The sequence below is a fragment of the Streptomyces sp. NPDC037126 genome (assembly GCF_055605965.1).
The window spans coordinates 44,401-67,409 of record NZ_JBVJTD010000019.1 but is presented as its reverse complement, the minus strand read 5'-3'; the positions used below and the strand labels follow the sequence as shown (position 1 = coordinate 67,409).

The 23,009-nt window shown below is 69.6% G+C and carries 17 protein-coding genes; 2 read left to right on the top strand and 15 right to left on the bottom strand.

Annotated features, from left to right (window positions below):
- Nucleotides 1-9 precede the first annotated feature (9 nt).
- Nucleotides 10-2,778, top strand: a complete 2,769-nt coding sequence (locus tag ACZ7FF_RS33150; protein WP_470816957.1) for a fumarate reductase/succinate dehydrogenase flavoprotein subunit — start codon at nt 10-12, stop codon at nt 2,776-2,778.
- A gap of 31 nt (nt 2,779-2,809) precedes the next feature.
- On the opposite strand, the gene recQ is transcribed toward ACZ7FF_RS33150, so the two are convergent.
- The 15 genes from recQ to ACZ7FF_RS33075 all read right to left on the bottom strand — a co-directional run bounded on the left by recQ (nt 2,810) and on the right by ACZ7FF_RS33075 (nt 21,158).
- Nucleotides 2,810-4,792: a DNA helicase RecQ gene (recQ, locus tag ACZ7FF_RS33145; protein WP_470816956.1), complete on the bottom strand. Its 1,983-nt coding sequence runs from the start codon at nt 4,790-4,792 to the stop codon at nt 2,810-2,812.
- A 313-nt stretch (nt 4,793-5,105) separates the two neighbouring features.
- Entirely contained in the window at nt 5,106-6,755 is a 1,650-nt protein-coding gene (gene nuoN, locus ACZ7FF_RS33140) for an NADH-quinone oxidoreductase subunit NuoN (protein ID WP_470816954.1), read from the bottom strand.
- The gene (locus ACZ7FF_RS33135; protein WP_470816952.1) at nt 6,752-8,323 is read right to left on the bottom strand and encodes an NADH-quinone oxidoreductase subunit M; all 1,572 of its coding nucleotides are present in this window, start codon (nt 8,321-8,323) and stop codon (nt 6,752-6,754) included. The genes nuoN and ACZ7FF_RS33135 overlap by 4 nt, the downstream gene beginning before the upstream one ends.
- 5 nt (nt 8,324-8,328) lie before the next feature.
- On the bottom strand, nt 8,329-10,275 hold the full coding sequence (nuoL, locus tag ACZ7FF_RS33130) for an NADH-quinone oxidoreductase subunit L (protein ID WP_470816950.1): 1,947 nt from the start codon (nt 10,273-10,275) through the stop codon (nt 8,329-8,331).
- Between the two features lie 15 nt (nt 10,276-10,290).
- Complete coding sequence (nuoK, locus tag ACZ7FF_RS33125) at nt 10,291-10,590, bottom strand: NADH-quinone oxidoreductase subunit NuoK (protein WP_073901863.1); 300 nt, start codon at nt 10,588-10,590, stop codon at nt 10,291-10,293.
- Nucleotides 10,587-11,429, bottom strand: coding sequence for an NADH-quinone oxidoreductase subunit J (locus tag ACZ7FF_RS33120; RefSeq protein ID WP_470816947.1), 843 nt, complete (start codon nt 11,427-11,429; stop codon nt 10,587-10,589). Before ACZ7FF_RS33120 ends, nuoK begins: the two co-directional genes overlap by 4 nt.
- Nucleotides 11,426-12,067, bottom strand: coding sequence for an NADH-quinone oxidoreductase subunit NuoI (gene nuoI, locus ACZ7FF_RS33115; RefSeq protein ID WP_470816945.1), 642 nt, complete (start codon nt 12,065-12,067; stop codon nt 11,426-11,428). Before nuoI ends, ACZ7FF_RS33120 begins: the two co-directional genes overlap by 4 nt.
- Entirely contained in the window at nt 12,060-13,424 is a 1,365-nt protein-coding gene (nuoH, locus tag ACZ7FF_RS33110; RefSeq protein ID WP_470816943.1) for an NADH-quinone oxidoreductase subunit NuoH, read from the bottom strand. Before nuoH ends, nuoI begins: the two co-directional genes overlap by 8 nt.
- Entirely contained in the window at nt 13,421-15,925 is a 2,505-nt protein-coding gene (locus tag ACZ7FF_RS33105) for an NADH-quinone oxidoreductase subunit G (protein WP_470816941.1), read from the bottom strand. Before ACZ7FF_RS33105 ends, nuoH begins: the two co-directional genes overlap by 4 nt.
- A complete protein-coding gene (gene nuoF, locus ACZ7FF_RS33100) occupies nt 15,922-17,271 on the bottom strand; it encodes an NADH-quinone oxidoreductase subunit NuoF (RefSeq protein ID WP_470816940.1) in 1,350 nt (449 codons plus the stop codon). Before nuoF ends, ACZ7FF_RS33105 begins: the two co-directional genes overlap by 4 nt.
- On the bottom strand, nt 17,268-18,137 hold the full coding sequence (nuoE, locus tag ACZ7FF_RS33095; protein ID WP_470816938.1) for an NADH-quinone oxidoreductase subunit NuoE: 870 nt from the start codon (nt 18,135-18,137) through the stop codon (nt 17,268-17,270). The genes nuoF and nuoE overlap by 4 nt, the downstream gene beginning before the upstream one ends.
- On the bottom strand, nt 18,134-19,471 hold the full coding sequence (locus ACZ7FF_RS33090) for an NADH-quinone oxidoreductase subunit D (RefSeq protein WP_470816936.1): 1,338 nt from the start codon (nt 19,469-19,471) through the stop codon (nt 18,134-18,136). The genes nuoE and ACZ7FF_RS33090 overlap by 4 nt, the downstream gene beginning before the upstream one ends.
- A complete protein-coding gene (locus ACZ7FF_RS33085) occupies nt 19,468-20,232 on the bottom strand; it encodes an NADH-quinone oxidoreductase subunit C (RefSeq protein WP_470816934.1) in 765 nt (254 codons plus the stop codon). Before ACZ7FF_RS33085 ends, ACZ7FF_RS33090 begins: the two co-directional genes overlap by 4 nt.
- Nucleotides 20,229-20,783 (bottom strand): NuoB/complex I 20 kDa subunit family protein, encoded by a 555-nt coding sequence (locus tag ACZ7FF_RS33080; protein ID WP_009190037.1) that lies wholly within the window; start codon nt 20,781-20,783, stop codon nt 20,229-20,231. Before ACZ7FF_RS33080 ends, ACZ7FF_RS33085 begins: the two co-directional genes overlap by 4 nt.
- A gap of 15 nt (nt 20,784-20,798) precedes the next feature.
- Nucleotides 20,799-21,158 carry an NADH-quinone oxidoreductase subunit A gene (locus tag ACZ7FF_RS33075; RefSeq protein ID WP_003992243.1) on the bottom strand — a complete coding sequence of 120 codons (360 nt, stop codon included), beginning with the start codon at nt 21,156-21,158 and terminating at the stop codon, nt 20,799-20,801.
- A gap of 745 nt (nt 21,159-21,903) precedes the next feature.
- Between ACZ7FF_RS33075 and ACZ7FF_RS33070 the strand changes: the two genes are divergently transcribed.
- Nucleotides 21,904-22,716, top strand: coding sequence for a C40 family peptidase (locus ACZ7FF_RS33070; RefSeq protein ID WP_470816932.1), 813 nt, complete (start codon nt 21,904-21,906; stop codon nt 22,714-22,716).
- The last annotated feature ends 293 nt before the right edge of the window (nt 22,717-23,009 follow it).

Below are 23,009 nucleotides of genomic sequence, written 5' to 3'. Positions count from 1 at the left end.
GGCACCCCGGTGACCACGCCCGCTTCCCTGGAGATTCCCGCCGTCGCCGACGTCGAGGAGCTGACCTGCGACGTCCTCGTCATCGGCGGCGGCACGGCCGGCACCATGGCCGCCCTGACCGCCGCCGAGCGCGGCGCGAACGTCCTGCTGCTGGAGAAGGCCCACGTCCGCCACTCCGGCGCGCTCGCGATGGGCATGGACGGCGTCAACAACGCGGTCGTCCCCGGCCGCGCCGAGCCCGACGACTACGTCGCCGAGATCACCCGTGCCAACGACGGCATCGTCGACCAGTCCACCGTCCGCCAGACCGCCACCCGCGGTTTCGCGATGGTCCAGCGGCTGGAGTCGTACGGGGTCAAGTTCGAGAAGGACGAGCACGGAGAGTACGCGGTCCGCCAGGTCCACCGCTCCGGCTCGTACGTACTGCCCATGCCAGAGGGCAAGGACGTCAAAAAGGTCCTGTACCGGCAGCTGCGGCGGCGCGAGATGCGGGAGCGCATCCGGATCGAGAACCGGGTGATGCCGGTGCGCGTGCTGACCGCGCCGGACGACGGGCGGGCCATCGGCGCCGTCGGCCTCCACACCCGCTCGGGCGCCTTCGTCACCGTCCGCGCGGGCGCGGTGATCCTCGCCACCGGTGCCTGCGGCCGGCTCGGCCTGCCCGCCTCCGGCTACCTCTACGGCACCTACGAGAACCCCACCAACGCCGGTGACGGCTACGCCATGGCCTATCACGCGGGTGCCGAGCTGACTGGCATCGAGTGCTTCCAGATCAACCCGTTGATCAAGGACTACAACGGGCCGGCCTGCGCCTACGTCGCCAACCCGTTCGGCGGCTACCAGGTCAACCGGCACGGCGAGCGCTTCGTCGACTCGGACTACTGGTCCGGGCAGATGATGGCCGAGTTCGCCGCGGAGGTCGCGAGCGACCGCGGGCCGGTCTACCTCAAGCTCAGCCACCTGCCCGAGGAGTCGGTCTCCGCCCTGGAGTCGATCCTCCACTCCACCGAGCGGCCCACCCGCGGCACCTTCCACGCCGGCCGCGGGCACGACTACCGCACCCACGACATCGAGATGCACATCTCCGAGATCGGCCTGTGCGGCGGGCACTCCGCCTCCGGCGTCCGGGTCGACGACCACGCCCGTACGACCGTCCCTCGCCTGTACGCCGCCGGCGACCTCGCCTGCGTCCCGCACAACTACATGATCGGCGCCTTCGTCTTCGGTGACCTCGCGGGCGAGGACGCCGCCCGGTACACGGCGTACGACGGCGAGCTTCCCGCGGACCAGGTGCGTGAGGCGCACGAGCTGATCTACCGCCCGCTGCGCAACCCGGAGGGCCCACCGCAGCCCCAGGTCGAGTACAAGCTGCGCCGCTTCGTGAACGACTACGTGGCACCACCCAAGTCCGGTGCGCGTCTCTCCCTCGCCCTTGAGGCCTTCGAGCGGATGCACGCCGACATCGCCGCGATGGGTGCCCGCACCCCGCACGAGCTGATGCGCTGCGCCGAGGTCACCTTCATCCGCGACTGCGCCGAAATGGCCGCACGCGCCTCGCTCACCCGCACCGAGTCCCGCTGGGGCCTCTACCACGACCGCCTCGACCATCCGAGGCGCGACGACTCCTCCTGGTTCCACCATCTCGATCTGCACAAGTCCCCCTCTGGTGCGATGGAGTTCACGGCCCGTCCCGTGGCTCCGTATCTGGTTCCGGTCGAGGAGTTCACCCCGGTCGGCGGTCGCTCCCGGCGACTCGGCGAGGTCCGTCCCGAGCCCGTGGCCACGGCGGGGCCGCGCGAGGTGGCACCGGTCGCCGCAGGACCGACGTCCGCCCGCGCCACCGGTTCCTCCGACCGGGGCGGCGACCGGGGCACGGCCTCGCCCCGGCTCGTGGAACTGCTGAACCTGGCCGAGGTGGAACCCGAACTCGCCTCCCTTGAGCCCTACTTGGCTGACCCCGATCCGGCCGTCCGCCGTACGGCGGTCTCGGTCCTGACCGAGACACTGCCGTCCGGCACCGCACAGGCCCTGGCCGGTGCGCTCGCCGACTCCGACGCCGAGGTCCGCGCCGCCGCCGCGGCCTCAATGCGTGAACTCGTCGAGACCCTGCCGCCCGACTCCGCCCTAGAAGCCGCCCTCACCGGCGCGCTCGCCGATGCGGCCGATCCCGTGGTCCGCGCCGCCGCCCTGGACGTGCTACGGGCCCTGCGCCTGGGCAGGACCGGGGTGTTCGCCGCCGCGCTGGACGACCCCGACATCGGCGTCCGCACCGAGGCCGTCCGCGCACTCGTCTCCGTCGACGCGGCCCGGCCGCTGGCGGGCGCCGCGGACGATCCCTCCCGCGAGGTCCGGGTCACCGTGGCCAAGGCCCTCGCCACCGTCGGTTCAGCGGCCCTGACCACGGCCGACCGGGAGTTGCTCACCAGCACCCTGGGCCGGCTGACCGAGGACGCCGACCCTCTGGTGCGCGGTGCCGCGCTCGGTGCGCTGGCCGCCACCGGCTGCCCGGCGCCCCTGGCCGACCGGGCCGTGGCCGCCCTGTCCGATCCCGCGTGGCAGGTGCGGTCCGGTGCCGCCACCGCGCTGTCGGTCGCGGCCACCCACGTGGCCGTCCCGGCCCTGGCCGAGGCGCTCGCCGACCCGAACGCCGACGTGCGCAAGGCCGCGGTGTTCGCTCTCACCCGGCATCGGGCCTCGGCGGAAGCCCGCGCGGCCCTCGCCACCGCCACAGCCGATCCGGACGCCGACGTCAGGGCCTATGCGGTGCGGGGACTGTGACACGTCCCCGCAGTCGCACCGGGCCGGTCCGCTATATCCAGTCGTCCGGCTCCGGCTCGTCATCCGCCTCGGAGGCGTCGGCCGCCGGAGCGGGCACGGCGGGCGCGGACGGGCTGTCCAGGGAGGCAAGCACCTCCAGCACGCCTTCCCCGTAGGTCAGCAGCTTCTTCTCGCCGACGCCGCCCACCGCGCCCAGCTCGCGCACCGAACCGGGCCACTGGGTGACGATCTCCCGCAGGGTGGCGTCGTGGAAGATGACGTAGGCCGGGACGCCCTGCTCCCGGGCCTGTTCGGCGCGCCAGGCCCGGAGCGCCTCGAAGGCGGGGAGCAGTTCGTCGGGCAGTTCGGCCGCGGCGGCCTTGGCCTTGCGTTCGCCGCCGGAGGCACCGGCCGACCGCGACCGGGCGCCCGCCGGCTTCTTCGGCTCCTTGCGCAGCGGCACCTCCCGCTCGCGCCGCAGCACCGTGCCGCTCTCCTCGGTGAGCACCAGCGTGCCGTAGTCCCCTTCGACCGCGAGCAGTCCCTGGGCGAGCAGCTGCCGGATGGCGCCGCGCCACTCGGCCTCGCTCAGGTCCTGGCCGATGCCGAAGACGGACAGCTGGTCGTGGTCGAACTGGATCACCTTGCCGGTGCGCTTGCCGAGCAGGATGTCGACGATCTGCACGGCACCGAACTTCTGTCCGCGCTCCCGCTGCAGCCGTACCACCGTCGACAGCACCTTCTGCGCGGCGACGGTGCCGTCCCAGGTCTCCGGCGGAACGAGGCAGGTGTCGCAGTTGCCGCAGCCCGTCCGGTCGGGGTCCTGGCCGAAGTAGGCGAGCAGCTGGCCGCGGCGGCACTGGGCCGTCTCGCACAGGGCGAGCATCGCGTCGAGGTGGGAGGACGCCCGGCGGCGGAACGCCTCGTCTCCCTCACCGGACTGGATCAGCTTGCGCTGCTGTATGACGTCGTTGAGGCCGTACGCCATCCACGCCGTGGACGGCAGACCGTCGCGGCCGGCGCGGCCGGTCTCCTGGTAGTAGCCCTCGATGGACTTGGGCAGGTCCAGGTGGGCGACGAAACGCACGTCGGGCTTGTCAATGCCCATGCCGAAGGCGATGGTCGCGACCACGACCAGGCCCTCCTCGCGCAGGAAGCGGGACTGGTGCGTGGCGCGTGTGCCCGCGTCCAGGCCCGCGTGGTACGGCACCGCCTCGATGCCGTTGGCGGTCAGGAACTCCGCCGTCCGTTCCACCGAGTTGCGGGAGAGGCAGTACACGATCCCGGCGTCCCCGGCGTGCTCCTCCCGGAGGAAGCCGAGCAGCTGCTTCTTCGGGTCGGCCTTGGGCACGATCCGGTACTGGATGTTGGGGCGGTCGAAGCTGGCCACGAAGTGGCGGGCCGTCGGCAGGCCGAGCCGCTGGGTGATCTCCTCGTGGGTGGTGCGGGTGGCCGTGGCGGTGAGGGCGATCCGGGGGACGTCCGGCCAGCGCTCGCCGAGGAGGGACAGAGCGAGGTAGTCGGGGCGGAAGTCGTGGCCCCACTGGGACACGCAGTGCGCCTCGTCGATCGCGAAGACGGAGATCTTGCCGCGGGAGAGCAGGTCCAGGGTGCTGTCCAGGCGCAGCCGTTCAGGAGCCAGGTACAGCAGGTCCAGCTCACCTGCCAGGAACTCGGCCTCGACCATGCGCCGCTCGTCGAAGTCCTGCGTGGAGTTGATGAAGCCGGCCCGCACGCCGAGGGCGCGGAGGGCGTCGACCTGGTCCTGCATGAGCGCGATGAGCGGGGAGACCACGACACCGGTGCCGGGTCTGACCAGGGCCGGGATCTGGTAGCACAGCGACTTGCCGCCGCCGGTCGGCATGAGCACGAGGGCGTCGCCGCCCGCCACCACGTGCTCGATGATCGCCTGCTGCTCGCCCCGGAAGGCTTCGTACCCGAAGACACGGTTGAGCGTGGCCAGTGCCTCGCTCCCGGCCAGGTCCGGCCCTTCGGTCACCCTTGGCATCTCGCTGATCCCGCCCGTCGCATCCATCGTCCGGTCCCCGTCTGTCCCCCGTGTGCCGTCCCTCGACCACTGCGTCAACGATAGGGGTCCCTGCCGACAGTGCCGGAAGTTGTCCACAGGTGGGGGTGTGGTTGTCGTACCAATGTGCGCTCAACCCCACCGGTAGCTTCCGTACGGCCGGGGCTCGGGGTCCGGGGGAAGGCTGCTGGAGCAGGCCGGGAAGTGGCCCGTCCTTCGCACGCAGATCACCCTTCGGTGCCCCTTTCACACACCCGTCCAAATGCTCTGGCCCCGGTCCCCCACTCGGGAACCGGGGCCGGCACGACCACTGCCAGGGGGCTCAGCGCACGAACACGCTCGCCTGGTTCGCCAGGTCCAGGAAGTACTGCGGCGCCACACCCAGCACCAGCGTCACCGCCACGCCGACGCTGATCGCCACCATGGTCAGCGGCGAGGGCACGGCCACGGTCGGGCCCTCGGGCCTCGGCTCACTGAAGAACATGAGCACGATGACGCGGATGTAGAAGAACGCCGCGATCGCCGAGGAGATCACACCGATCACGACCAGCGGGGCCGCGCCGCCGTCCGCCGCCGCCTTGAAGACGGCGAACTTTCCGGCGAAACCGGAGGTCAGCGGGATACCGGCGAAGGCGAGCAGGAACACCGCGAAGACGGCCGCCACCAGCGGCGAGCGGCGGCCGAGCCCGGCCCACTTGGACAGGTGTGTCGCCTCGCCGCCCGCGTCGCGCACCAGCGTGACCACCGCGAACGCACCGATCGTGACGAACGAGTACCCGGCCAGGTAGAAGAGGACCGACGACACGCCGTCCTTCGAGGTCGCGATGACACCCGCAAGGATGAAGCCGGCGTGCGCGATGGACGAGTAGGCGAGCAGCCGCTTGATGTCGGTCTGCGTGATCGCGACGATGGCACCGCCCAGCATCGTGATGATCGCCACCGCCCACATCACCGGCCGCCAGTCCCAACGCATGCCGGGCAGGACGACGTACAGCAGCCTCAGCAGCGCGCCGAACGCGGCCACCTTCGTCGCCGCCGCCATGAAGCCGGTCACCGGGGTCGGCGCGCCCTGGTAGACGTCGGGCGTCCACATGTGGAACGGCACCGCGCCCACCTTGAACAGCAGGCCCATCACGATCATGGCGCTGCCGATGAGGAGCAGCGCGTCGTTGCCCATCGTGTTGGCCAGGGCCGGGTTCACGTCGGTGACCGAGCCGTCGACGACCTGCGCGATACGGCCGTACGACACCGAGCCCGCGTAGCCGTACAGCATGGCGATGCCGAACAGGGTGAACGCAGAGGCGAACGCGCCGAGCAGGAAGTACTTGACCGCGGCCTCCTGCGACATCAGCCGCTTGCGGCGGGCCAGTGCGCACAGCAGGTACAGCGGCAGGGAGAAGACCTCCAGGGCCACGAAGAGCGTCAGCAGGTCGTTCGCCGAGGGGAAGACCAGCATGCCGGAGATGGCGAAGAGGAGGAGCGGGAAGACCTCGGTGGTGGTGAAGCCGGCCTTCACCGCGGCCTTCTCGCTGTCGCTGCCGGGCACGGACGCGGCCTGCGCGGCGAACGAGTCGACCCGGTTGCCGTGCGTCTCCGGGTCCAGGCGCCGTTCGGCGAAGGTGAACAGACCGACCAGGCCGGCCAGCAGGATCGTGCCCTGCAGGAACAGCGACGGCCCGTCGACCGCGATCGCGCCCATGGCCGCGATGTGCGCCTTCGTGGTGCCGTAGCCGTCGGCCGCGAGCGCCACGACCGCGGCGAACGCGGCGCAGAGGGCCACGACGGACACGAACACCTGCGCGTAGTAGCGGGACTTGCGCGGGACGAAGGCCTCGATGAGCACCCCGACCAGCGCCGCGCCGAGGATGATCAGCGTCGGCGACAATTGTCCGTATTCGATCTTCGGTGCGCCGATCTTCGAGATGGGATCGGCGGCGGTTGTCCACAGGCTGTGGACGGCTGCTGTGCTCACTTGACCGCCTCCACCGCAGGCTTGGGGTCCTTCTTCTGGACGTCGGACATGGTCTGCTTGACCGCCGGGTTGACGATGTCCGTCACGGGCTTCGGATAGACACCCAGGAAGATCAGCAGCACGATCAGCGGGGCGACGACCACGAGCTCACGCGCGCGCAGGTCGGGCATCGCGGAGACCGCGGGCTTCACCGGGCCCGTCATCGTCCGCTGGTACAGCACGAGGGTGTAGAGCGCGGCGAGGACGATGCCGAAGGTGGCGATGATCCCGATCACCGGGTAGCGCGTGAACGTGCCCACCAGGACCAGGAACTCGCTCACGAACGGCGCGAGTCCGGGCAGGGAGAGGGTGGCGAGGCCGCCGATCAGGAAGGTGCCGGCGAGCACCGGGGCGACCTTCTGCACGCCCCCGTAGTCGGCGATGAGCCGCGAACCGCGCCGGGAGATCAGGAAGCCGGCGACCAGCATCAGCGCGGCCGTGGAGATGCCGTGGTTGACCATGTAGAGCGTGGCACCGGACTGGCCCTGGCTGGTCATCGCGAAGATGCCCATGATGATGAAGCCGAAGTGGGAGATCGACGCGTAGGCCACCAGGCGCTTGATGTCCCGCTGGCCGACGGCCAGCAGCGCGCCGTAGACGATGCTGATCAGGGCCAGGACGAGGATCACGGGCGTCGCCCACTTGCTTGCCTGGGGGAACAGCTGGAGGCAGAAGCGAAGCATCGCGAAGGTGCCCACCTTGTCGACGACCGCCGTGATGAGGACGGCGACCGGCGCGGTGGACTCCTGCATGGCGTTGGGCAGCCAGGTGTGCAGCGGCCACAGCGGCGCCTTCACCGCGAACGCGAAGAAGAAGCCCAGGAACAGCCAGCGTTCGGTGCTGGTCGCCATGTGCAGCGAGCCGTTCGCCCGTGCCTCGGCGATCTGCTGGAGGGAGAAGTTCCCGGCGACCACGTAGAGGCCGATCACCGCGGCCAGCATGATCAGACCGCCGACCAGGTTGTACAGCAGGAATTTCACCGCCGCGTACGACCGCTGCGTCGAGGCCGCCTCCTCGCCGTGCTCGTGGGCACGGTCCCCGAAGCCGCCGATGAGGAAGTACATCGGGATGAGCATGGCTTCGAAGAAGATGTAGAAGAGGAAGACGTCGGTGGCCTCGAAGGAGATGATCACCATCGCCTCGACGGCGAGGATCAGGGCGAAGAAGCCCTGGGTGGGGCGCCAGCGGCGGCTGCCGGTCTCCAGCGGGTCGGCGTCGTGCCAGCCCGCGAGGATGATGAACGGGATCAGCAGGGCGGTCAGCGCGAGCAGTGCCACCCCGATGCCGTCGACCCCCACCTCGTACCTCACCCCGAAGCTCTTGATCCAGGCGTGGGACTCGGTGAGCTGGTAGCGGGAGCCACCCGGGTCGAAGCGGACGAGGACGATGATCGCCAGGGCCAGCGTGGCGAGCGAGGCGACCAGCGCCAGCCACTTGGCGGCGGTGCGCCGTGCGGCCGGTACGGCGGCCGTGGCGACGGCCCCGAGGGCCGGGAGCGCCGCCGTCGCTGTCAGCAGAGGAAAGGACATTGGTATCAGACCGCCCTCATCAGCAGGGTCGCGGCGACGAGGAGTGCCGCACCGCCGAACATCGAGACCGCGTAGGAGCGGGCGAAGCCGTTCTGGAGCTTGCGCAGCCGCCCGGACAGGCCGCCGAAGCCGGCCGCCGTGCCGTTGACGACTCCGTCGACCAGGGTGTGGTCGACGTAGACCAGGGAGCGCGTCAGGTGTTCGCCACCGCGCACCAGGACCACGTGGTTGAAGTCGTCCTGGAGCAGGTCGCGGCGGGCCGCCCGGGTGAGCAGCGAGCCGCGCGGGGCGACGACCGGGACGGGCTTGCGGCCGTACTGCGCCCAGGCGATCGCCACACCGATCACGAGGCACACCATCGTGGCGCCCGTGACGACACCGGCGCTGACCGGGGAGTGGCCCTCGCTGTGCCCGGTGACCGGCTCCAGCCAGTGCAGGAAGCGGTCGCCGATGCTGAAGAAGGCACCGCCGAAGACCGAACCGACGGCCAGCACGATCATCGGGATCGTCATGATCTTCGGGGACTCGTGCGGGTGGGGCTCGGCGTGCTCGCCGTGGTGCTCGGCGGCCGGCTCGGCGCTCGACGCCTCCGGGGAGCGAGTGGGTTGGTTCCTCCAACGCTCCTCTCCGAAGAAGGTCATCAGCATCACGCGCGTCATGTAGAAGGCGGTGATGGCCGCGCCCAGCAGAGCCGCGCCGCCGAGGATCCAGCCCTCGGTGCCGCCCTTCGCGAAGGCTGCCTCGATGATCTTGTCCTTGGAGAAGAAGCCGGACAGGCCCGGGAAGCCGATGATGGCGAGGTAGCCGAGCCCGAAGGTGATGAAGGTGACCGGCATGTACTTGCGCAGGCCGCCGTACTTGCGCATGTCGACCTCGTCGTTCATGCCGTGCATGACGGAGCCTGCGCCGAGGAACAGCCCAGCCTTGAAGAAGCCGTGCGTCACCAGGTGCATGATCGCGAAGACGTAGCCGATGGGGCCGAGGCCCGCGGCCAGCACCATGTAGCCGATCTGCGACATGGTCGAACCGGCCAGGGCCTTCTTGATGTCGTCCTTCGCGCAACCGACGATCGCACCGAACAGCAGCGTGACCGCACCCACCACGGTGACGGCCAGCTGGGCGTCGGGCGCCGCGTTGAAGATGGCGGCGGAACGGACGATCAGGTAGACGCCCGCGGTCACCATGGTCGCCGCGTGGATCAGGGCCGAGACCGGGGTCGGGCCCTCCATGGCGTCCCCGAGCCAGGACTGCAGCGGCACCTGGGCGGACTTGCCGCAGGCGGCGAGGAGCAGCATCAGCGCGATCGCGGTCAGCTTGCCCTGGGAGGCGTCGCCGGCGTGGCTGAAGACCGGACCGAAGGCGAAGCTGCCGAAGGTGGTGAACATCAGCATGATCGCGATCGACAGGCCCATGTCGCCGACGCGGTTGACCAGGAAGGCCTTCTTGGCCGCCGTGGCGGCGCTGGGCTTGTGCTGCCAGAAGCCGATCAGCAGGTAGGAGGCGAGACCGACGCCCTCCCAGCCGACGTACAGCAGCAGGTAGTTGTCGGCGAGGACCAGCAGGAGCATCGCCGCGAGGAACAGGTTCAGGTAGCCGAAGAAGCGGCGGCGCCGCTCGTCGTGCTCCATGTACCCGACCGAGTACAGGTGGATCAGGGAGCCGACGCCCGTGATGAGCAGGACGAAGGTCATCGACAGCTGGTCGAGGCGGAAGGTGACGTCCGCCTGGAAGCTGCCGACCGAGATCCAGGTCCACAGATGCTGGGTCAGGGTGCGGTGGTCGGCGCTCCTGCCGAGCAGGTCGGCGAAGAGGATGACGCCGAACACGAAGGAGGCGGCCGACAGGAGCGTGCCGATCCAGTGGCCGACGCGGTCCAGGCGCCGGCCGCCGACCAGCAGGACGGCCGCTCCGAGCAGGGGCGCCGCGATGAGCAGCGCGATCAGGTTCTCCACGATTCTTCCGACCCCTTACAGCTTCATCAGGCTGGCGTCGTCGACCGAGGCCGAGTGGCGGGTCCGGAACAGCGACACGATGATCGCGAGGCCCACCACGACCTCCGCGGCGGCGACGACCATCGTGAAGAAGGCGATGATCTGGCCGTCGAGGTTGCCGTGCATCCGGGAGAAGACGACGAACGCGAGGTTGCAGGCGTTCAGCATCAGCTCGATGCACATGAAGACCACGATGGCGTTGCGCCGGATCAGTACGCCCGTCGCGCCGATCGTGAACAACAGGGCCGCGAGATACAGGTAGTTGACCGGGTTCACTTCGACGCCTCCTCGGACCGCTTGAACGCCGTCGGTTCGACCGCCCTGCGCTCCAGCCGCTCCTCCGCGCGCTGCTCCAGTGCGCGCAGGTCGTTGAGCGCCTCGGTGGACACGTCACGGATCTGGCCGCGCTCACGGAGCGTCTTGCTGACGGTCAGCTCGGACGGGGTGCCGTCGGGGAGCAGGCCCGCGATGTCCACGGCGTTGTGCCGGGCGTAGACACCGGGAGCGGGCAGCGGCGGAATGTACTTGCCCTCGCGGATGCGCTCTTCGGACAGCTCGCGCTGGGTCTTGGCGCGTTCCGTTCGCTCGCGGTGGGTGAGCACCATGGCGCCGACGGCGGCCGTGATGAGCAGGGCGCCGGTGATTTCGAAGGCGAAGACGTACTTCGTGAAGATGAGGGCGGCGAGGCCCTCGACATTGCCGTTGGCGTTGGCCTGGCCGGTGCCGGCGAATTCCTTCAGGGAGGCGTTCCCGATGCCGGCGAACAGCAGGACACCGAAGCCGACCCCGCAGAGAAGGGCCAGCCAGCGCTGGCCCTTGATGGTCTCCTTCAGCGAGTCCGCGGCCGTGACGCCGACGAGCATCACCACGAACAGGAACAGCATCATGATCGCGCCGGTGTAGACGACGATCTGCACGATTCCCAGGAAGTAGGCGCCGTTGGCGAGGTAGAACACCGCCAGGACGATCATGGTTCCGGCCAGGGAGAGCGCGCTGTGCACGGACTTCTTCATGAAGACGGTGCACAGGGCGCCGATCACCGCGGCCGTGCCCAGGACCCAGAACTGGAAGGCCTCACCGGTGGAGGTGGTGTAGGCGGCGAGCTGTGCGGTCATCGACCGATCACCTTCTCCGAGGCCGGCTCGTCCTCGCCGAGGGTGGACGCGGCCTCCTGCGGGACCTCCCCCTTGGAGAGGGCGACCTGCTGGACTGTGCCGGGCGCGGCCTGTGTCACCAGGCCCCGGTAGTAGTCCTCCTCGGTCGTCCCCGGGAAGATCGCGTGGGGCGAGTCGACCATGCCCTCTTCGAGGCCGGCGAGCAGCTGCTCCTTGGTGTAGATGAGGTTGGCGCGGCTGGAGTCGGCCAGTTCGAACTCGTTGGTCATCGTCAGCGCGCGCGTGGGGCACGCTTCGATGCACAGGCCGCACAGGATGCAGCGTGCATAGTTGATCTGGTAGACGCGGCCGTAACGCTCGCCCGGCGAGTAGCGCTCCTCGTCGGTGTTGTCGGCACCCTCCACGTAGATGGCGTCGGCGGGGCAGGCCCAGGCGCACAGCTCGCAGCCGACGCACTTCTCCAGGCCGTCCGGATGGCGGTTGAGCTGGTGCCGTCCGTGGAACCGCGGAGCCGTGGTCTTCTTCTGCTCCGGGTACTGCTCGGTCAGCCGCTTCTTGAACATGGCCTTGAAGGTCACGCCGAAGCCGGCCACGGGGTTCTGGAAACCGGGCTTGGTCTCCTTGGGCTCCTCAACCATCGGACGCCTCCTTTCCATCCGAAGATCCGTCACTGACAGTGTCCGACCCACCACTGACAATCAGCTCCCGCTCGCGGCGCGGATGGCGCCTCGGCACCGGCGGAGCCTCCTGTCCGGGCAGCGGCGGTACGGGGAATCCGCCCGCCATCGGGTCGAAGCCGGCCTGCTGCGCGGCGGGCTGCTCGCCCGTCCTCGACTTCTCGCGGAACATGTCGACGACGAAGGAGATCAGCAGCAGGGCGAGTACGCCGCCGCCGACGTAGAGGGCGATGTCGGCGAAGTCGTAGTGCTCGTTGCGCAGGGCCCGTACGGTCGCGACCAGCATCAGCCAGGTCACCGAGACCGGGATGAGGACCTTCCAGCCGAGCTTCATCAGCTGGTCGTAGCGGACCCGGGGGAGGGTGCCGCGCAGCCAGATGAAGAAGAACAGCAGCAGCTGGACCTTGATGACGAACCACAGCATCGGCCACCAGCCGTGGTTCGCGCCCTCCCAGAAGGAGCTGATCGGCCAGGGGGCGCGCCAGCCGCCGAGGAACAGCGTGGTGGAGACGGCGGAGACCGTCACCATGTTCACGTACTCGGCGAGCATGAACATCGCGAACTTGATGGACGAGTACTCGGTGTTGAAGCCGCCGACCAGGTCGCCCTCGGACTCCGGCATGTCGAAGGGGGCGCGGTTCGTCTCGCCGACCATCGTGACGATGTAGAGGATGAAGGAGACCGGCAACAGGAGGATGTACCAGCGGTCGTGCTGCTGGGCGACGATCGTGGACGTCGACATCGACCCCGAGTAGAGGAACACGGAGGCGAACGCGGCGCCCATGGCGATCTCGTAGGAGATCATCTGCGCGCAGGAACGCAGGCCGCCCAGGAGCGGGTAGGTGGATCCGGAACTCCAACCCGCCAGGACGATGCCGTAGATGCCGACGGAGGCGACCGCGAGGATGTAGAGCATCGCGATCGGCAGGTCGGTCAGCTGCATCGTGGTGCGGTGGCCGAAGATCGAGATCTCGTTGTCGGCCGGCCCGAAGGGGATCACCGCGATCGCCATGAAGGCCGGGATGGCCGCGACGATCGGCGCGAGGACGTAGACGACCTTGTCCGCGCGCTTGACGATGAGGTCTTCCTTGAGCATCAGTTTCACGCCGTCGGCGAGCGACTGGAGCATGCCCCAGGGGCCGTGCCGGTTGGGTCCGATGCGCAGCTGCATCCAGGCGACGACCTTGCGCTCCCAGACGATGGAGAAGAGCACGGTCACCATCAGGAAGGCGAAGCAGAAGACGGCCTTGACGACGACCAGCCACCAGGGGTCGCGGCCGAACATCGAGAGGTCTTCTGCGGCGAGGTACGGGCTCATGCCTCCACCTCCTTGGGGGCCCCTTCGGCGGGTGCCGCCGGGCCGATGCGGACGAGGGAGCCGGGCTGTGCCCCGGTGTCGGAGGCGACTCCGGCGCCGGCGGAGTTCAGCGGGAGCCAGACCACCCGGTCGGGCATCTCGGTGATCTGGAGCGGGAGTTCCGTCGTCCCCGCGGTGCCGGTGACGGCGAGGAGGTCGCCTTCCGCGACGCCGGCCTCGGCGGCCGTGGCCGCCGACACGCGCGCGCGTGCGGCGTGCCGGGTCCCGGAGAGCGCTTCATCGCCCTCCTGGAGGAGGCCTTGGTCGAGGAGCAGCCGGTGCCCGGCGAGCACGGCCTCGCCGGCGGCCGGACGGGGCAGTGTGCCCGCGGTCTCCATGGGCTCGGCGGCGTGCAGGCCGTCCCAGGGGCCGAGCCGGTCGATCTCCGCGCGCGTGGTGCGCACGTCGGGCAGGCCCAGGTGGACGTCCATGGCGTCGGCGAGCATCTGCAGGACGCGCCCGTCGGTCGGCGCGAGGCGCCGGGTCATCTGGTCGGGCTTGAGCGCCGCCTCGAAGAAGCGCACCCTGCCCTCCCAGTTGAGGAAGGTGCCCGCCTTCTCGGCGACGGCGGCGACCGGCAGGACGACGTCGGCGCGCTCGGTGACCTCGCTGGGCCGCAGCTCCAGGGACACCAGGAAGCCGACGCTGTCCAGCGCGTTGCGCGCGCGTGCCGGGTCGGGCAGGTCGGCGACCTCCACACCGGCGACCACGAGCGCCGACAGTTCGCCGCCCGCGGCCGCCTCGACGATCTGGTGGGTGTCGCGGCCGTAGCGCAGCGGGAGTTCGGCGAGGCCCCAGGCGGCGGCGACCTCCTCACGCGCGCGCGGGTCGGTCGCGGGGCGGCCGCCCGGCAGCAGCGACGGCAGCGCGCCGGCCTCGACGGCGCCGCGCTCACCGGCCCGGCGCGGGATCCACACCAGCTGGGCGCCGGTCGCGGTGGCGGCCCGCACGGCGGCCGTGAGGCCGCCCGCGACCGAGGCGAGCCGCTCTCCCACGACGATGACCGCGCCCTCGGCCCGCAGCGCCTCGGCGGCGCGCGTACCGGGCTCCTCCAGGCCGACACCGCTCGCGAGGGCGTCCAGCCACTCGGTCTCGGTGCCGGGAGCGGCCGGCAGCAGGGTGCCGCCCGCCTTCTCCAGGCCCCGGGTCGCGTGGGTGGCGAGCGCGAACACCCGCTGCTTGCGCTTGCGCCAGGCCTTGCGCAGCCGCAGGAAGACGCCGGGTGCCTCCTCCTCCGACTCGAAGCCGACGAGCAGGACGGCGGGTGCCTTCTCCAGGGAGGTGTACGTGACGCCCGTACCGTCGAGGTCGCGGCCGTGGCCTGCCACACGGGAGGCGAGGAAGTCGGACTCCTCGCCGCTGTGCACGCGCGCGCGGAAGTCGATGTCGTTGGTGTCGAGCGCCACGCGCGCGAACTTGCTGTACGCGTAGGCGTCCTCGACGGTCAGCCGGCCGCCGATGAGGACGCCGGCCCGGGAGCGGGCGGCGGTCAGGCCCTGCGCGGCCGCCTCGAGCGCCTCCGGCCAGGAGGCGGGTTCCAGGACTCCGTCGGCGTTGCGGACGAGCGGGGTGTCGAGGCGGTCCTTCAGCTGCGCGTACCGGAACGCGAAGCGTCCCTTGTCGCAGATCCACTCCTCGTTGACCTCGGGGTCGTTGGCGGCGAGCCGCCGCATGACCTTGCCGCGCCGGTGGTCGGTGCGCGTGGCGCAGCCGCCGGAGCAGTGCTCGCACACCGACGGCGAGGAGATCAGGTCGAACGGGCGGGAGCGGAAGCGATAGGCCGCCGAGGTGAGCGCCCCGACCGGGCAGATCTGGATCGTGTTGCCGGAGAAGTACGACTCGAACGGGTCGCCCTCGCCCGTGCCGACCTGCTGGAGCGCGCCCCGCTCAACCAGCTCGATCATCGGGTCGCCGGCGACCTGGTTGGAGAAGCGGGTGCAGCGTGCGCACAGCACGCAGCGCTCGCGGTCGAGCAGCACCTGGGTGGAGATCGGTACGGGCTTCTCGTAGGTGCGCTTCTTGCCGTCGAAGCGGGACTCGGCGTTGCCGTGCGACATGGCCTGGTTCTGCAGCGGGCACTCGCCGCCCTTGTCGCAGACCGGGCAGTCCAGCGGGTGGTTGATGAGCAGCAGCTCCATCACGCCGCGCTGGGCCTTCTCGGCGGCCTGGGAGGTCAGCTGCGTCTTCACCACCATGCCGTCGGTGCAGGTGATGGTGCAGGACGCCATCGGCTTGCGCTGGCCCTCGACCTCGACGATGCACTGCCGGCAGGCGCCAGCCGGGTCCAGGAGGGGGTGGTCGCAGAACCGCGGGATCTCGATGCCGAGCTGCTCGGCGGCCCGGATGACCAGGGTGCCCTTGGGCACGCTGATCTCGATGCCGTCGATCGTCAGCGTGACGAGGTCTTCCGGCGGGACCGCCGCCTCTCCCCCTCCTGTGGGGGCGCTGGTGGTCACGGTCATGCGTTCACCTCCGGGCGGTCCGCCCAGGCCGTCGACTTGGCCGGGTCGAAGGGGCAGCCCCGGCCCGTGATGTGCTGCTCGTACTCCTCGCGGAAGTACTGCAGCGAGGAGAAGATCGGGGATGCGGCGCCGTCGCCGAGGGCGCAGAAGGACTTGCCGTTGATGTTGTCGGCGATGTCCGCGAGCTTGTCGAGGTCGGACATGGCGCCCTTGCCGGCCTCGATGTCCCGCAGCAACTGCACCAGCCAGTAGGTGCCTTCGCGGCAGGGAGTGCACTTGCCGCAGGACTCGTGGGCGTAGAACTCGGTCCAGCGGGTCACCGCCCGCACCACACAGGTCGTCTCGTCGAAGCACTGCAGGGCCTTGGTGCCGAGCATGGAACCCGCGGCGCCCACGCCTTCGTAGTCGAGGGGGACGTCGAGGTGCTCGTCGGTGAACATCGGCGTCGAGGAGCCGCCCGGCGTCCAGAACTTCAGCCGGTGGCCGGAGCGCATCCCGCCGCTCATGTCGAGAAGCTGACGCAGGGTGATGCCGAGCGGGGCCTCGTACTGGCCGGGGCTCGCGACGTGGCCGCTGAGCGAGTAGAGCGTGAAGCCCGGGGACTTCTCGCTGCCCATCGACCTGAACCAGTCTTTCCCGTTTTTCAGGATCGCGGGAACCGACGCGATCGACTCGACGTTGTTCACAACAGTCGGACAGGCGTAGAGGCCTTCCACCGCAGGGAAGGGGGGACGCAGCCGCGGTTGACCACGGCGGCCTTCGAGCGAGTCGAGCAGTGCGGTCTCCTCACCGCAGATGTAGGCGCCTGCGCCCGCATGCACGGTGAGTTCCAGGTCGAGCCCGCTGCCCAGGATGTTCTCGCCGAGGTAGCCCGCCGCGTGGGCCTCGCGCACGGCCTCGTGCAACCGCCGCAGAACGGGGACGACTTCGCCACGCAGATAGATGAAGGCATGCGACGACCTGATGGCATAGCACGCGATCACAATGCCCTCGATGAGGCTGTGCGGGTTCGCGAAGAGGAGCGGGATGTCCTTGCACGTCCCGGGCTCCGACTCGTCGGCGTTGACAACTAGATAGTGCGGTTTTCCATCTCCCTGCGGAATGAACTGCCACTTCATCCCGGTCGGGAATCCCGCGCCGCCGCGCCCGCGCAGTCCGGAGTCCTTGACGTACGCGATCAGGTCGTCCGGTGACATGGCGAGCGCCTTGCGGAGCCCCTCGTACCCCTCGTGCCTTCGGTAGACGTCGAGGGTCCAGGACCGGTCCTCGTCCCAGAAGGCCGACAGCACGGGTGCGAGCAGCTTCTCGGGGCTCGAGTCCTTGAGTTCGGGTGCCACGGTCATCACTCCCCCTCCTCGGCGGTAGGCCCTGCCGGGTGGGCCGGGTCGGAGGCCGATGTCTGATGCGGCGCGTCATGAGAACTGAGGTGCTCGGCCGGCGACGGCTCGTGCATCCGGTCCTGCGGTTCGTCATGCGGACCGCCGTCGCGCGGATGGACCACGCGCGCGGGTGCGGCCTCTCCCCTTGCCAGGCGAAGGCCCACCAGCGACGCGGGTCCCGCACTGCCGCCCTCCTCGACGGCCCCGGGCCGCTCGTCGGGGAAGCCGGCCAGAATCCGCGCGGTCTCCTTGAAGGTGCACATCCGCGCCCCGCGCGTGGGCTCCACGGGCCGTCCCGCCCGGAGGTCGTCCACCAGACGCTTGGCGCTGCCCGGCGTCTGGTTGTCGAAGAACTCCCAGTTGACCATCACGACCGGCGCGAAGTCGCAGGCCGCGTTGCACTCGATGTGCTCCAGGGTGACCTTGCCGTCGTCGGTGGTCTCGCCGTTGCCGACGCCCAGGTGCTCCTGGAGGGTCTCGAAGATGGCGTCGCCGCCCATCACCGCGCACAGCGTGTTGGTGCACACGCCCACCTGGTAGTCACCGGACGGCCTGCGCCGGTACATGGTGTAGAAGGTGGCGACCGCGGTGACCTCGGCCGTGGTCAGGCCTAGCACGTCTGCGCAGAACCGCATTCCGGTGCGCGTGACGTGGCCCTCCTCCGCCTGCACGAGGTGGAGGAGCGGCAGCAGGGCGGACCGGGAGTCCGGGTAGCGCGCGATCACCTCGCGCGCGTCCGCCTCCAGCCGGGCCCGCACGTCGTCCGGGTACGCGGGCGCGGGCAGTTCGGGCATGCCCAGGCTGACGCCCCGCTCCGAAGAAGAGGTGGTCACCGGTCGACGCCTCCCATCACGGGGTCGATGGACGCGACGGCGACGATCACGTCGGCGACCTGGCCGCCTTCGCACATCGCCGCCATGGCCTGCAGGTTGGTGAAGGACGGGTCGCGGAAGTGGACCCGGTAGGGGCGGGTGCCGCCGTCGGAGACGGCGTGCACCCCGAGTTCGCCCTTGGGCGACTCGACGGCCGCGTACGCCTGTCCCGGCGGGACGCGGAAGCCCTCGGTGACCAGCTTGAAGTGGTGGATCAGGGCCTCCATGGAGGTGCCCATGATCTTCTTGATGTGGTCGAGGGAGTTGCCGAGCCCGTCCGGTCCCAGGGCGAGCTGGGCGGGCCAGGCGATCTTCTTGTCGGCGACCATGACCGGTCCGGGCTGGAGCCGGTCCAGGCACTGCTCGACGATCCTGAGCGACTGGCGCATCTCCTCCAGGCGGACGAGGAAGCGGCCGTAGGCGTCACAGCTGTCGGCGGTGGGGACGTCGAAGTCGTACGTCTCGTAGTCGCAGTACGGCTGTGTCTTGCGCAGGTCGTGCGGCAGGCCGGTGGAGCGCAGGATCGGGCCGGTCGCGCCGAGGGCCATGCAGCCGGCCAGGTCGAGGTAGCCGATGTCCTGCATGCGGGCCTTGAAGATGGGGTTCCCGGTGGCGAGCTTGTCGTACTCCGGGAGGTTCTTCTTCATCTTCTTCACGAACTCGCGGATCTGGTCCACCGCGCCGGGCGGCAGGTCCTGGGCGAGTCCGCCGGGGCGGATGTACGCGTGGTTCATCCGCAGGCCCGTGATGAGCTCGTAGATGTCGAGAATCATTTCACGATCACGGAATCCGTAGATCATGATCGTGGTGGCGCCCAGCTCCATGCCGCCGGTGGCGATGCACACCAGGTGGGAGGACATCCGGTTCAGCTCCATCAGGAGTACCCGGATGATCTTGGCGCGCTCGGTGAGCTGGTCCTCGATGCCGAGGAGCTTCTCGACGGCGAGGCAGTAGGCGGTCTCGTTGAAGAAGGACGTCAGGTAGTCCATGCGCGTGACGAAGGTGGTGCCCTGCGTCCACGTGCGGAACTCGAGGTTCTTCTCGATGCCGGTGTGCAGGTAGCCGATGCCGCAGCGGGCCTCGGTGACCGTCTCGCCCTCGATCTCCAGGATCAGGCGGAGCACTCCGTGGGTGGAGGGGTGCTGGGGACCCATGTTGACGACGATGCGCTCGTCGTCGGCACGGGCCGCGGACTGGACGACCTCGTCCCAGTCGCCGCCGGTGACCGTGTAGACGGTCCCCTCGGTGGTCTCGCGTGCCGATGCGGACGGCGCGGATGCTGGCTGCGTGCTCACGAGTACGACCTCCGCTGGTCCGGAGCCGGGATCTGGGCGCCCTTGTACTCGACGGGGATGCCGCCGAGGGGGTAGTCCTTGCGCTGCGGGTGGCCCTGCCAGTCGTCCGGCATCATGATCCGCGTCAGGGCCGGGTGACCGTCGAAGACGATTCCGAAGAAGTCGTAGGTCTCGCGCTCGTGCCAGTCGTTGGTCGGGTAGACGGAGACCAGGGACGGGATGCGCGGGTCGCTGTCGGGGGCGCTGACTTCGAGGCGGATCAGCCTGTTGTGGGTGATCGAGCGCAGGTGGTAGACGGCGTGCAGCTCGCGGCCCTTGTCGTGCAGGTAGTGGACGCCGCTGACGCCGGTACACAGCTCGAAGCGCAGGGCGGGGTCGTCACGCAGGGTGCGGGCGACGCGGAGCAGGTGCTCGCGTTCGATGTGGAAGGTGAGCTCGTCGCGGTCGACCACCGTCTTCTCGATGACGTTCTCGGGGAGCAGCCCCTGCTCGTCCAGGGCGCCCTCCAGTTCGTCGGCGACCTCGTCGAACCAGCCGCCGTAGGGGCGGGTCGCCGGTCCCGGGAGCCGGACCGAGCGGACCAGGCCGCCGTACCCGGAGGTGTCGCCGCCGTTGTTGGCGCCGAACATGCCGCGCTGGACGCGGATCTCCTCGCCGCCCTGGCCGCGCTGGCCGGGGAGGTTGGAGGCGGAGAGGTCCTTCTCGGGGTTCACCCCGTTCGCGGACCCGTTGACGCCGTGGGTGCCGTTCGCGTCGCTCACCGCAGCAGCCCCTTCATCTCGATGGTGGGCAGGGCCTTGAGCGCCGCCTCCTCCGCCTCGCGGGCCGCTTCCTCCGCGTTCACGCCGAGCTTGGTGGACTGGATCTTCTGGTGGAGCTTGAGGATCGCGTCCATCAGCATCTCGGGGCGGGGCGGGCAGCCCGGGAGGTAGATGTCGACCGGGACGATGTGGTCGACGCCCTGGACGATCGCGTAGTTGTTGAACATGCCGCCCGAGGAGGCGCAGACGCCCATGGAGATCACCCACTTGGGGTTGGGCATCTGGTCGTAGACCTGCCTGAGGACCGGCGCCATCTTCTGGCTGACCCGGCCGGCGACGATCATCAGGTCCGCCTGGCGCGGCGAGCCCCGGAAGACCTCCATGCCGAAGCGGGCCAGGTCGTATCGGCCGGCGCCGGTGGTCATCATCTCGATGGCGCAGCAGGCGAGGCCGAAGGTGGCCGGGAAGACGGACGCCTTGCGCACCCAGCCCGCGGCCTGCTCGACGGTCGTCAGCAGGAAGCCGCTCGGCAGCTTTTCTTCGAGTCCCATGTCGTTAAAGGCCCCTCAGTCCCATTCCAGGCCGCCGCGCCGCCATACGTACGCGTACGCGACGAAGACGGTGAGCACGAAGAGCAGCATCTCCACGAGCCCGAAGATCCCCAGGGCGTCGAAGGTGACGGCCCAGGGGTAGAGGAAGACGATCTCGATGTCGAAGACGATGAAGAGCATCGCCGTCAGGTAGTACTTGATGGGGAAGCGCCCGCCGCCGGCCGGCGTGGGGGTCGGCTCGATACCGCACTCGTAGGCCTCGAGCTTGGCGCGGTTGTACCGCTTCGGACCGATCAGCGTGGCCATGACCACGGAGAAGATCGCAAAGCCTGCCCCGAGGGCTCCCAGTACGAGGATGGGCGCATACGCGTTCACCGCTCCTCGCTCCTCTCAGTCGGCGCTGACTGCTGGCGGTTGCACTGGGCTCACACCCTCCTCACCGGTCCCACCAGCCCCGCTCGTCCCGGGCGAAGATCGAGAACATGTGAAGCAGGTCACAAGCCCAACTGCCTCGCATCTTATGCCCGCCGCTCTGTGATCTGCGACACGGGGTATTCCACAAGCTTTGTGATCTCCACCACCTGACGAAGGATCATGAAGTCGGATGATGAGTGATCTTCATACGCGAAGCGTTCAGTTGATCACCAGAAGTGACATTTTTGCCAGTCGTCGCAGGCCGGAGGGGTCGTCTCAATATCAAGAGACTTCCGTTGCATGCAAATTGGCATTGGACGCGGGGGCCTGATAGTGGCCCGCGTTCACACATCAGAGGGAGGTCCGGGGCGCGGTGTGGACGGGGGTGAAGGTGCGTGCACGCGTTCACGAGCTCCACACGCGCGGGACGCCGTCATTCCGGTGGCCGTTCCGTGACCTCCGCCACATCGATGAGAAGCTCCTGAGAACGGGGCTTGGCCAATGAACCCAACCAGTGGTAGGTCGCGGGCAATTCGGACGTAATGATCAAAGACCGTGATCAAGGGCTTGATCACGGGCGCCCGCAATGTCCGTTACGGCGTCAATAAAGAGTGACGCACCCACGATTTCGGGTCTCGATTGAGCAACTGTGGCGCAGCACACGTTTCTTGAAGATATGAAGGAGCCCCTGGTACCGGTTGTTCCCATGTCCCACACCGCTCACATACGCAGCCACCGGAAGCCCTGCCGCAGCGCGTCGTCCCTCGCGATGCGGGCGGGAGTTGCCGGTGGCGTCCTCAGCACCCTGGCAGTTGCCGGGGCGTCGGGTTCGGCGAACGCCGCCGAACCGGTGACGCAGACCCTCGAACTGCCCACCCTGACGGCCGACCTGGCCGCTCAGGCGGCCCAGTCCGCGGACGCCACCCAGCAGGCCGCCGCGAACTACCAGCTGCAGGCCGAGCGTGACGCGGCAGCCGCGAACGCCGCGAAGCAGGCCAAGTCGGACCTCGCCGACGCCAAGCAGAAGGCCGCGGAGGCCAAGAAGAAGGCCGAGGAGGCCGCTCGCAAGGAGGCCGCCGCGCGCGCCTCCCGCAGTGCGGAGCGGACGACGCTCTCCACCACGGCGAGCACCAGCACCACCTCCACGAGCACGTCGACAGCCACCGGTTCGGCCGCGGCCATCGTCAGCTTCGTCAAGGCGCAGATCGGCAAGGCGTACGTCTCCGGTGCCACCGGTCCGTCCGCCTACGACTGCTCCGGCCTGGTGCAGACGGCCTTCAAGCAGGTCGGCATCAGCCTGCCGCGTGTCTCCCAGGACCAGTCGACCGCCGGCACCCAGGTCTCGCTGAGCAACCTGCAGCCGGGCGACATCCTGTACTGGGGCAGCGCGGGCAGCGCGTACCACGTGGCGGTGTACGTGGGCGACGGTATGTTCGTCGGGGCGCAGAACCCCTCCAGCGGCGTCGGCGAGCACCCTCTGTCGTACGACCCGCCGACCGGGGCCGTGCGGGTGCTCTGAGCGCACCCCGCCTCCTACGCGCGTAGGGCCGCAGCCGCTCGGGGGCAGCGGCCCTTGCGTCGTTCCCGACGGGGCTTCACCGCCCGGCCGTCCGCCGTCTCCTCCGGGCCGCCCAGCGGCTCCCCTGCGCGCCGCACGACTCCCCCTCGGCGCGCACCGCTGCTTCCCCGTGCGCCACGCAACTCCCCCTGGGCGCGCCCCGCTGCTCCCCGGACGCCGCACGGCGCTCCCCGGGTGCGCGAGGCCGCCTCCCGGGCGCGTCCCGCGTCCCTCCTGGAATCCTCGTGGGCGGG

Excerpts from the sequence above, each read along its gene's own strand:
- recQ (WP_470816956.1), bottom strand. The coding sequence starts at position 4,792 with ATGGATGCGACGGGCGGGATCAGCGAGATGCCAAGGGTGACCGAAGGG.
- ACZ7FF_RS33135 (WP_470816952.1), bottom strand. The coding sequence starts at position 8,323 with ATGTCCTTTCCTCTGCTGACAGCGACGGCGGCGCTCCCGGCCCTCGGG.
- ACZ7FF_RS33120 (WP_470816947.1), bottom strand. The coding sequence starts at position 11,429 with ATGACCGCACAGCTCGCCGCCTACACCACCTCCACCGGTGAGGCCTTC.
- nuoI (WP_470816945.1), bottom strand. The coding sequence starts at position 12,067 with ATGGTTGAGGAGCCCAAGGAGACCAAGCCCGGTTTCCAGAACCCCGTG.
- nuoH (WP_470816943.1), bottom strand. The coding sequence starts at position 13,424 with ATGAGCCCGTACCTCGCCGCAGAAGACCTCTCGATGTTCGGCCGCGAC.
- ACZ7FF_RS33105 (WP_470816941.1), bottom strand. The coding sequence starts at position 15,925 with ATGACCGTGACCACCAGCGCCCCCACAGGAGGGGGAGAGGCGGCGGTC.
- ACZ7FF_RS33080 (WP_009190037.1), bottom strand. The coding sequence starts at position 20,783 with ATGGGACTCGAAGAAAAGCTGCCGAGCGGCTTCCTGCTGACGACCGTC.
- ACZ7FF_RS33070 (WP_470816932.1), top strand. The coding sequence starts at position 21,904 with ATGTCCCACACCGCTCACATACGCAGCCACCGGAAGCCCTGCCGCAGC.